The 11,784-nt window shown below is 34.7% G+C and carries 10 protein-coding genes; all 10 read right to left on the bottom strand.

Annotated elements, in window-relative coordinates; genetic code table 11:
* Positions 1–13: 13 nt before the first annotated feature.
* Positions 14–1,714 carry a carbamoyltransferase N-terminal domain-containing protein gene (locus H580_RS24670; protein ID WP_036605395.1) on the bottom strand — a complete coding sequence of 567 codons (1,701 nt, stop codon included), beginning with the start codon at positions 1,712–1,714 and terminating at the stop codon, positions 14–16.
* Between the two features lie 10 nt (positions 1,715–1,724).
* Entirely contained in the window at positions 1,725–4,922 is a 3,198-nt protein-coding gene (locus H580_RS0117505) for a non-ribosomal peptide synthetase (RefSeq protein ID WP_028595935.1), read from the bottom strand.
* A 54-nt stretch (positions 4,923–4,976) separates the two neighbouring features.
* The gene (locus tag H580_RS0117510) at positions 4,977–5,948 is read right to left on the bottom strand and encodes an ornithine cyclodeaminase (protein ID WP_028595936.1); all 972 of its coding nucleotides are present in this window, start codon (positions 5,946–5,948) and stop codon (positions 4,977–4,979) included.
* Between the two features lie 27 nt (positions 5,949–5,975).
* Positions 5,976–6,950 carry a 2,3-diaminopropionate biosynthesis protein SbnA gene (sbnA, locus tag H580_RS0117515; protein ID WP_028595937.1) on the bottom strand — a complete coding sequence of 325 codons (975 nt, stop codon included), beginning with the start codon at positions 6,948–6,950 and terminating at the stop codon, positions 5,976–5,978.
* Between the two features lie 86 nt (positions 6,951–7,036).
* Complete coding sequence (locus H580_RS0117520) at positions 7,037–7,837, bottom strand: ABC transporter permease (protein WP_028595938.1); 801 nt, start codon at positions 7,835–7,837, stop codon at positions 7,037–7,039.
* Positions 7,838–7,841: 4 nt separating this feature from the next.
* Positions 7,842–8,642, bottom strand: a complete 801-nt coding sequence (locus tag H580_RS0117525) for an ABC transporter permease (RefSeq protein WP_028595939.1) — start codon at positions 8,640–8,642, stop codon at positions 7,842–7,844.
* Positions 8,629–9,624, bottom strand: a complete 996-nt coding sequence (locus H580_RS0117530; RefSeq protein ID WP_028595940.1) for an ABC transporter ATP-binding protein — start codon at positions 9,622–9,624, stop codon at positions 8,629–8,631. The genes H580_RS0117525 and H580_RS0117530 overlap by 14 nt, the downstream gene beginning before the upstream one ends.
* 31 nt (positions 9,625–9,655) lie before the next feature.
* Positions 9,656–10,768: a serine hydrolase domain-containing protein gene (locus H580_RS0117535; protein WP_028595941.1), complete on the bottom strand. Its 1,113-nt coding sequence runs from the start codon at positions 10,766–10,768 to the stop codon at positions 9,656–9,658.
* A complete protein-coding gene (locus H580_RS24675) occupies positions 10,765–11,055 on the bottom strand; it encodes an acyl carrier protein (RefSeq protein ID WP_036605397.1) in 291 nt (96 codons plus the stop codon). Before H580_RS24675 ends, H580_RS0117535 begins: the two co-directional genes overlap by 4 nt.
* A 17-nt stretch (positions 11,056–11,072) precedes the next feature.
* Positions 11,073–11,765 carry a thioesterase II family protein gene (locus H580_RS0117545; protein ID WP_028595942.1) on the bottom strand — a complete coding sequence of 231 codons (693 nt, stop codon included), beginning with the start codon at positions 11,763–11,765 and terminating at the stop codon, positions 11,073–11,075.
* Positions 11,766–11,784: the final 19 nt, after the last annotated feature.

The raw sequence follows: 11,784 nt of genomic DNA on the forward strand, positions 1-11,784 counted from the left end.
CAACCAATCTTATTTACAAATTGAATAGTATCTTTTCTTTTTTCTCATACAGCGTATTCTCACACCAAACATAGTTCACTTTCCCCCATGTCATTGCCGATGTTACGTCACAGAAAAAACCATGCCCATTCAAATTTGCACTTGTATTACAAAGCAGCGGTATTCCACTTATTTCGGCAAACTTTTTCAATAATTCATAAAATAGCGCATTATCTTCTTCTGATAGTGTTTGTAATCTCGCCGTACCGTCAAGGTGAATAACGCCTGGAATTTTATTTACCCATTCCGCTTTAACTTTATGGTCAAATAACATATATGGATCTTTGCTTCCTGGAATAAAAATATCTTTAGCATGTTCAGCCATACAAATAGGAGAAACAGGGCGATAGGACTCTCTTTTCTTAACATCATTAAGGACTTCCTTTATTTGATCTGAAGTCGGCGAAGCTATGATACTTCTATTTCCAAGAGCTCTCGGTCCTAACTCTGCTTGCCCATTCAGGAAAACAACCGGCTCTTTAGTGGAATGCAGAAGTTCAGCTAGCTCATTTATAGAGAATTGTTTGCTCGTCCATCCGTCCACCAAACTATGATTATTAATTATTTTAGGCCCGCTATAAACGCTCCAATCCAATGCAAGCATTCCTGTTTGTTTAAACATCACGTTACATGCAACACCAATAGCACTTCCTGAATCATTCGGAAAAGGAGGAACATATACCTCGTCAAACAAATCACTTTCTCTTACTGCAGAATTCCATTTAATGTTTAAAGCACATCCACCCGTCAAGCAAAGATTTCTACTTTTTGCTCCGTGTCTTCTCAATTTTTTCTCTAGCTTAGACACCAATAGCTCCTCTAAGTAAACATGGAAGGAACATAGTATGTCTTCATCCGAATAGTTTAGATCTTCAATCACTTTCTTAAATTCATTTGCAAATACATTAGCGAACCCCATTGGATAGTTATAATGGTGATTATAAATCTCTTCAAAGTGTTGAAATAAATCTCGGCGAACTTCACCCAAAGCAATATAGGCCATAACTTTACCAGCAACGGATAGATTATCTTTTGCAAAGCTTCCCTCCACTTTGTATGGACCAAAGTGCTGAGAAAAAATAGTGTAAATATTCCCGATCAGCAGAAATATAGGTCCTAAATTTTCTACCTGCTTTGCTTCATGATCAAAGAAGTATAGTCGTGGATACATACCCCCATCCCAAATCAAAATATAAGCACTTTCTCCTCTTTTCGCAAAGTCACTCGTGCTATAAGCGCTCATTAAATGATTAGAAGCATGTAAATAACTGTAATATTCCACATTGTGATCACCAATTTGTAATCCATCAAATTTCCACTCTTGAAAAATACTATGCTGTAATGATTTTTCCTCATACAATCCAACATTCAATTTATACGGTACATGATTATTAAAAACGGATAATCGGTTGAATCCCTCATCAATTTCTAATCTCGGCTGGATTGCAAGTTCATCCTGATTATCTCCTCCCCAGCCATCAATCGCAAAATAATTAACATCACTGACGTTGTAGCCAAAAGCATTTAAAACCGTCGAAATGGATGCTGTATCTAAAATTTCTGAATATCGAGGATTATTATTAAGCTTTTCATACTCTACACTAAAAATTAATTTTCCATTATCTATTAATGCAACCGTCCCATCATGAGTTAACTTTAATCCACAAATGATCATCTGGAACCTCCTAGAATTGAACTTGTTCTATTAGAGAATCTTCTTCTTCATTTTTTATAATTCCTAATTTCATTGCAACAACCTGAGCTAGTTCTTCAATTGTCCGATTATCAAACAGATCTTGAACACTTACAATTGCAGGATATACATGATTCAATAACGAATGAATTCTGATCATTTTCAAGGAGTTTCCTCCTAATTTGAAGAAATCGTCAGTCGTACTTATTACTTCTACCGCCAATACCTCTGACCAGATGCCATGTATTTGTCGCTCAATTTCATTGCTCGGATGCTTTTGAACAAATATCCGACTGGTCTTATAAGCAACTAAACTATCCAACAAAGCTTTTCTATCTATTTTTCCGTTATTGGTTACAGGAATTTGATCAAGCGAAAGCATCAAATCAGGAATCATATAATTTGGTAAATAGTCTTTTAAAAACATTTTGAGTTTACTCTCAAGGTCGTCTTCAATTACTGATAATTCGGGTACAATGAATGCACATAACTGATCTTCATAATGTTCAACCTTGTTAATTAATACAACTGCTTGCTTTATTCCTTCATATCTTACAATGGTCTTTTCAATCTCAAATAATTCTATTCGATATCCTCTTATTTTCACCTGATTATCTATTCGTCCAACAAATACAATGTTGCCATCTTCTGTCCACTTTGCCATATCGCCAGTTCGATACATACGCTCATACTCGTCAAATTGATTTTGAATGAATTTCTGATTTGTTAACTCTTCATTATTTACATAACCTCTTGCCAAACCATCTCCAGAAATGCATAGTTCACCTACTACTTCTTTGGGACATAAACTCAAGTTTTTGTCCACTATATAGCATTTCGTATTGGAAATTGGCTTACCTAACGTAATCTCATCATTTCCACATTGAGAAGATAATACATCGACCGTTGTTTCAGTCGGTCCATAATGATTATATAAATGATAGCCTTTCGTTAAAGCCAGTTCTTTAAACGATTCATCAAGTCGCTCTCCACCAGCTACAATAGTATGAAGACTAGTTAATTTTCCATCGTAATTCAATAATTCTTTGAGTAATGTGGGTGTATAGTTAATAATATTGATTTGATTTTTATTTATATAGTCACGAAGTTGTGGTAAATCGAAAACCATCTCTTTGTTTGGAATATGAAGCGTGGCACCATGTAGTAGAGCTGAGAAAATATCCTCTACACTTGGATCAAAAGATAAACTTGTCAATAATAACATATTCGTTTTATTTCCTATTTCATACTGTTGTGAATACCAACTCACTACATTTACTACATTTTGATGTTCAATCATTACTCCTTTTGGCATTCCAGTTGTTCCAGACGTGTACAAAACATATGCCAAGCTGCCGGGGGTCCCTATATTAACAAATACACTTTGGTCTTCACGACCAAAGTGAGCATTAAGTGAAGCTGACAAATTAATCTTTTCACCTGCAAAGCTGATGGGATGAATTCGATCCAATTCAACTTGATCAGCAATTAGAAACTCTATGCCGCTGTCCTTGACAATGTGTTCTATTCTTTTAATAGGCAAGTCCGGATCCAAAGGCAAATAAGCAGCACCGACCTTTAAAATCGCTAAAATCGCAATAATCATATCTTGTGATGGATTTAGCATTAGTCCTATAATCATTGACTCCCTAATGCCTTTATCGCTCAATACAGAAGCTAATTGGTTCGCTTTCTGATTCAATTCTTCATAAGTTAAGCAATTATCTTGATGCGTAACAGCTATTGCGGAAGCATGTTTTTTTACGGATTCTTCGAACAATTGATGTAAAGTTTTGTGCTTTTCGTATTCTGCGTTAGAGTCATTAAAGTGATATAACAATTGTTCTTTCTCTTTTTTCGTTAATACATCAACTTGAGCAACTGCTTTTTGAGAATTGTTCATGATTTCAAGAATGATGTTTATATAATGGGAAGACATTTGACTTATCATCTCTTGATCGAACCGTTCCACATTATATGCCAATTCAATTTCAAGACCATTAAACAATAATATGCCAACAGTAATGTCATATTGAGTCATTTCATTTATGGAGCATGAATGAAATGAAATATTATGATTTGGATCCATTAGACTAGTATCTAAAGGGTAATTCTCTACCACAACGATGGAGTCAAACAGCTCTTCTGCAGCATCAATCCCTGATTTTTGTTTAATGGCAGCCAAAGATGAATGTTTATTTTCCTTTATTTCATGAACGGTTTTTGAGACGGATTGAACCAACTCAATTAAATTTGATTCGTGCAATGGTTGTATACGTAAAGGGAGGGTGTTAATAAACAAACCTACAGTTTGTTCGATGTCAGTTAAGTATGGGGGTCTATCAGAGATAGTTATTCCGAATAGTACATCATTACTATAACAATATTTTTGTAACAACAACCCCCATGCCGTGTAGCAGATGGAAGCTATCGTAATGTTATGATCCTTTGCAAATTGTTCTAACCTAATAACATCTTCTTTTGATAGATTGGCGGTATATTGAGCCTGTTTAATTAATCCGTTCGTCTTAGTTTGTCCAAAATGAAACGTTGTTTTTGACTCAAAATCTTTAAAGTAATCTTCCCAATAGTCCTTTTGCTCCATGTTTTTTAGCGAGCTACAGTATTTCAGATATTCTTTATACTTACTCTTGGATACTCGATGCGGTTGATTACCCTGTTCCAATTGGAGATACGCATCCATAAATTCCTTTAATAGGATACTATTACTCCAACCATCATATATAATGTGATGATTAGATATAATCATTTCATATTGTACGTTGTTTATTTTCACTAATGTTATTCTGAATGGAACCTGTTTCAAATCAAATTTCTTGTTCCTGTCTTTCGCTTTAATATCATATAATTTCGTCTCTACATTTTCTTGATTCGACAGATCCATATAATCAATGTTAGTTTCATATGTTTTCAGAACGATTTGCAACGGATTCGTAACTTCTTCCCAACGATATATTACTCTTAGCATTTCATTAGAACTCGTCACAACATTCCATGCCTGTCTAAATAAATTAAAATCTACTAATCCAGAAATACCGATAACCAGTTGAATGTTATATTGCTCAGTATCAGAATCTTTTAAATACTGTAATATCATTCCTTCTTGTAGTTGGGATAATCCCAATATATCTTCAACATTACTTTCATCTATTTTTTCTGTTCGATTCAACTATTATTACCTCCTATCATCACGAATATCATAACCCACCTACGAGTTATTGCATTATAACAATTCGATTCCTTCTTTCATTTCACAACTTTTCTCAAAATAATAACGACCTACTGCTATATCAAATGCTGCTAATCCCATTGGATTAAACATTACCGGTTTGTTGAAATCATGATTTTTTAAAGCGTCATTAATAATTACATCCACCAGGGAAAATGCCCCCTCTTTAGAGAGGCCATTATTCAAATGAAACTGTTCGATGTCCGTATTTTCCCGACATACCTCTTCCCAATTATCTACTATAATTGCTTCTTTGAAATATTCGTAAGTAGAGGAATCATAATCTCTTAACGACACATTTAAATGTAACGATCCATCCACTGGTTTTTTATTAATATAGCGATTATTCGAAACGGTACAGGTTATAAAAACATCTGCCACCGAATAAGCTTCTTCCCAACTGCTTACTATACGTACCTTGGATTGATCAACGCAGTCGATTTGGGACACATCTATCGACTTGTTTAGATCGTACAGGTACACCTCTGAAAGTCTTTCACCTAATACTGCTGCACACATTCGAAGATGGTACTGTCCAATAGGCCCCCATCCGATAATCCCCAATTTTACATCGGTAAGGCTTTTTTTCTTATCGAACCATTTAAGAACTAATCCGCTTATTGATATCGTCCGAATAATACTGAGCAAAGGGGTGTTAATTATAGCTAATGGTTGACCCGTGTCTACGTCATTGAGAATGACTAAACTATGTGCTCTAGGTACCCCTTTCTCAATATTATCTGGGTAACTTGCAATCCACTTTATTCCGGCAGAATTAAAGTTTCCTCCAACAAAAGCAGGCATAGCAATGATGCGATTTTTCAAGTTTCTAAAACGAAGATAAGGCTTTATCGGTTGAACAACATCATTATTATTTATACAGTGAACGGTGTCAGCTATTACATGGATTAAGGACGTCCAGTCAATTCCAACTTTCAATATATTTTGTTCATTAATATACAGCATATATTTTTCCTCTTTTCATATTCGGAATTATATAGATGAAGTTTTTTCCTTTACTACGAAATTTCTCAACCATTGCTCGTTGTATATCGTACTTGTATATCGATCTCCTCGATCAGGAAATAACGCTACAACATCTACCACTTCACTCGTATTCCGACTATCAAAGTACTGATTAATTGCAGAATATACAGCTCCTGAGGAACCTCCAGCAAAAATGGAGTGTTTTTCTAATAATTCATGGCAACCAAAAATACAAGAAACTTCATCAATTATTATGATGTCATCTATTTGCGAATGTGCTAATATTTCTGGTCTCATACTCGAACCCATACCTGGTATATGCCTTTTTTGTGGTTTTCCACCAAAAATAACAGAGCCTACAATATCAACTGCAATCACCTTTGCATGAGGAAACCTCTCCTTAATTTTGCGAGATATCCCTGTAATGGTTCCGCCTGAACTCACACCGATAAAAATGTAATCAATATTATTCAGCTGCTCACACAACTCATTACCTAGCCCCGTATAATATGCCTCTGCATTATAGGGATTAGCATACTGATTAATCCAGTATGAGTTCGGTCGTTCAACCAATATTTCATTCACTTTTTTGATACGATTTAATAAGTACCCACCACTGCTGTCTGCTTCAGTAATTTTAATTACCTCAGCTCCTAAGCTTCTAATTATATTTTCATTCGTATCGGTTATCGCTGCGTCAATAACGCAACAAAATTTCAATCCATATTTTTTACAATAAGAGGATAGAGCAATGCCAAAGTTTCCTGATGTTGATTCGATAATGGTAGTATCATAGTTTATTTCTTTGTTGTTCAATAGTTTTTCTAGGACGTAAGAGGCTGCTCTATCTTTAACACTTCCCGTTGGGTTATAAAACTCCAATTTTGCATATAAATTCATAGCTTGCTTATGGTTATTGAGCTCCATTTTAACTAAGGGCGTATTGCCCAAATTATCTAAAATTGTACTGTAGTACATCATTTCACCACCCAATAACATTTTTATTAAAGAAACTTGAATTTCGCAAAAGTGAAATAGAGCAACTTCATCTGTAAATGGTATTTCCGTTAGCTACTTGCACTGCTATATCGTTTTATTGCTGTTTTCCATAGAATCCTTGATAGAATCAAAAATGGAACAGAAACCCCTATCCCCCAAATCATTAAATGACTCTCAAGCTGACCTGTTAAAGCTAACAATGGGAAATTAGATATGACAAATAGTGGAATAAAGAAAATACCTCCTATTATGATTCGTTTACCATAAATATTCATAGGCATATTATTGTAATCCCAAATGGATTCCATAATATTTGTTAACGCATCAGTCTTGACGATCCAGAAGGTAGGTAGCTGCATAATTAAAAATATAGAATACGTAAGAATTATAGAGGATATCATTAGAAGGAGATACATGATGAAATTCCAAAAGCTTATTTCTACTCCCATCTCACGAATACCAATGACAAGCATGGCTATTCCTATTACAAAATTCGGGATAGTAGCTCCTAGTTGAAACGAGCGGAAACTAATCATGAATTGTAAAGATATCGGTTTGGTAATTAAGAAATCAAGAGTGCCATCTCGAACTCTATATGATAGGTCTAGGAAATTCATCATAAAGAATCCCACAAAAATACCGGTTAATATCATATGGTTACCACCGATTGCGAGTATGTAGGCCGATGAGTTTCCATTAATGGATACACCTGTCTTGAATATTGCATATATATAAACCAATTTTAATGCCACGTAAGCTATTTCACTAATAAACTCCATGAAAAAGTTAGCTCGATATTCCATATAACCAATTAAGTTGTTTTTTAAGAACGTCTTAAACACCAAGTAATATTTCGGGTAAGGCTTCATTCACTTATCCCCCAGCAGCAATATATTTTTTCATACCTCGATCCCATGCGATCTTTGCTAGAATTGCAAATACTGCAATCCAAACGCACTGTAAAGCGAACCCTTCCATCACTTCACCTAGTGGTATGTCATCAAGTAGAATGCTTAACGGAAATGAAATTGTATATTTAAAAGGCAACACGTTTAGTACACTTGCAATACTTTCTCCAAATACAGCAATTGGGAGTATCCCGCCACTGGCGATATTAATCACAAGACGAAGAGCAATAACGACTCCCCATATTTCCGCCATCCAAAATGATATTGTAGATACAATATAGAAGATAATAAAGTTCAATATTAGTGCTAAAATTATAGAAATAATAAATAGAAATAGTTGATGATAAACAAGTTCAAAAGATAACATTTTCATAATAAATGATAAACAAATGAGGATAAGAGCGCAGATAACTAAATGTATAATTTTTTGGCCTAAAAATCTAAAAACTCTAAAAAACAAATAAGATACAGGCATTGTAATAAATCTGCTTAAATGCCCATTTTTTATATCCGAAGAAATTTCGTATTCAAAACCAGCTGATACGAACCTTGAAACGACAGTTGCTACAATGATGTATAGCATCATGCTGTTAAATGTATATCCGTTATAAACAGGAGTAGCGGAAAAAACTGCTTTCCATACAAAATACTGAACAAAAATCGGGAAAATACTAGCGAAAATACTTAGAATAAAATCCATTCTATATTCGGTCGCACTTTGAAATCCAACTTTATAACTGTATATATACTTATCAATCCGTCTCATGAATTACTTCACCTTTTCTATAAAAGTAAGATATCCCCTCTTCAATGGATATATCTTCTATAGTGAAATCAACAACCGGAAAATTATTTAATATTGATATAATACATTCATTAACAAGTTGTTTTTGAACTTCAATTGTTGCATTGTAGCCATCAAAACTTACGACATTTCCATAGCTGCGAAGTTCACTTTCATCAATCTCTTTGTCCATCTGTAATTTAACATACTTACCCGTGCTTATTTGCTCACTCAAACTTTTGAGCTCACCATCGAATGCAATCTTCCCATTATTTATAATGATTGAGCGACTACATAAATCCTCAATATCAGCCATGTAGTGACTAGTAAGTATGATTGTAGTTTTTTGCTGCTGATTATAAAATTTGAAAAATTCCCTGATCTTTTTTTGAGACATGAAATCCAATCCGATAGTTGGTTCGTCTAAATAAATTACTTTTGGATTATGCAATAGTGCAGCTATAAGCTCCATTTTCATTCTTTCACCTAGTGAAAGTCGTCGAACTTGTACTTTCATTAAGTCTTTAACATCCAATAATTCTGATAGTTCTTCTACTGTTCTGTTATATTGGTCGTCTTCAATTTCATAGATACATTTTGTAAGAAACAAAGATTCGTTCGCAGGTAGATCCCAATTCAATTGACCTTTATTGCCCATAACAATAGAAAACATCATTTTAAAATTCTTTTTTCGCTCCCAAGGTATGTATCCACCCACAGAAAGACTTCCTTCAGTCGGAAACAAAATGCCCGATAACATCTTTAGGGTCGTTGTCTTCCCTGCCCCATTTGGTCCGAGAAATCCAACAATTTCACCTTCTTCAATAGTAAATGAAATATCGTTTACAGCTTCTTTAATCATCTTTTTTCTGTAAAATAGATTTTTCAAAGAGCTTTTAAGACCGACCTCTTTTTCATAGTAGTCGTAATGCTTTTTAAGATTGTTTACTTGTATGAAAGACATGCGCGATTCCTCCGATTTATTTTCATGTAAATTATCCCCATTTATTATACCAGTTCTCTTTCATTAAAATGAAGAGCCGATTATTTTTTGATATCCTCATTCGTTTCGTGTAATACTCAGAAACAGACCCAATTAGTGACTCTAACCATAACTTCGTCACATCATAAATAAAATTTCCACCGATGTTGCTATTAGTCAGTATCACCAAGCCCTCTTCGCATTTTGGAACCAGTATAATGATAGAATTCCATCCCCTATTTAAACCTGTATAAAAAAACACTTTGTGATTATTGATTGATAACATTGAAAATCCTAAACTATGCGGGATGGATCTTTCTACTCTTGTATATAATAATTTTGCATATTTGCTTTGTATAAAGTCTCTTTCATCGCTCCCCTCTTCACTCGACATCCTTAGATTGCACGCAGCAAATTTGCTCATATCTTCAACCGTAGAATAAAGTCCTGCCGCAGCTTTTTCAATATAAAGGTAATCAGGGAGAACTCTTCCGAGACTATCATAACATTTAGCTATTTGATTCATCGGTCTTATTGGATGTTCAAACGAACTATTATTCATACCTAGCGGTTCGAATATATTTTTTTCCATAAATGAAGAAAAGCTCATATTACTAACTTCTTCGATTAGTAATTGAAGAAGAGAGTATCCACCACCGGAGTATGAAAAAACAGTTCCTGGCTCACGAATGACTTTCAGTCTCGTTTTCCTATTCATACTTCCATTCATCGAATGTTCAATATGGTAAGGATTCCTTTGAACAGTTGTTCCTAGATATAATGGTGAGTTAAGACCTGAAGTATGACTTAGCAACTGTCTTATGGTTATTTTATTTGTATCATAAGGAGATGGTGGAAAGCTCCATCTATTTACGTAATGGGAAATAGCTTTATCTAAATCCACATCCCCCTGTTCTACTAGCTTCATAATACCTAGTGCAGTGACTGGCTTGGAAACTGAAGCTACCTGAAATTTCGTTTTTTCCGAAATGTAAATATCATCTTTTTTATTAGCCCATCCCGAACAATACATCTTTGGGTCACCCGATCTACTTACTATAGAAACTGCAACCCCAGGCACATGATATTTATCTTTCAAACTTATTATAGTCTGTTCAAATGTCATACCCTTTCTTCCATAGACTCTTTTTCATCAGACTCGACTTTTTTTCGTTTTTCATCAATAAAGGTAATTAAATTATGCATCGTAGAAAATCTTTTAAAGTTTAAGTCTTCATCATCAAATTCAATATCATACTTAGCTTCAATGATTACAACCAGTTTTACAAATTCAAATGAATCTATCCCCAATTCCAATAGACTTGATGATAATACAACACGACTGTAATCACGTTGTCCGTCTGTGATTTCGACCAACATATCTATCACATCAGATATTAGTTCATTGCTCATGATATTTCCCCTCCGATTCATATTTCCAACTGCTCTGAAACAAGTTTCATTACAGCTTCAGAATTCTCATAGATAAAAAAGTGATCCCCCTCTAGCATATGCAGTTTAAAAGGCCCTGTCGTATATTCTTGCCATTGTGATAAATGAGACTCTTTTACACCCACATCATCTATCCCGCCAAGTACGCGAATTGGACATTTTACAACCGTTGAACTAGGTTTATAGTCTGCTAATATTTTATAATCCATTTTCAATATAGGAAGAAATACTTTTTGCAGCTCTTGATTTACAAGCAGCTCTTCGGGGATACTATCAAATTTGAATAAATGCTCTAAAATTTCCCTATCACTTTGATCGTGTAGTAACGGCTCATCTAATACAATATGAGGCGGGCATCTTCCCGATAAGAATAATATATCTGGTTGTTGCATTACCGATTGCTGTATCAAAACAGTTACCTCGTAAGCAAGCAAGGCCCCCATACTGTGTCCTAGAATTGCATATTTTTCTCCTCGTTCTACTGTTTGGCTAATCTTTCTATACATATCCTCTGCAGCGCTGGAAAAGTCCCCACATAAAGGTTCCGACATCCGAGCGCCTCGACCTGGTAACTCTAATGGTCGTATTGTAATACTGCTATCTATTTTCCTTTTCCATGGAGCAAATGATGAGGAATATCCTCCAAGATGAGGTATACAAAAAAGATTCATATAACAACAATCACCTAAT

It is taken from the genome of Paenibacillus assamensis DSM 18201, assembly GCF_000422445.1.
In the GTDB taxonomy this organism is placed as follows: domain Bacteria; phylum Bacillota; class Bacilli; order Paenibacillales; family Paenibacillaceae; genus Paenibacillus_B; species Paenibacillus_B assamensis.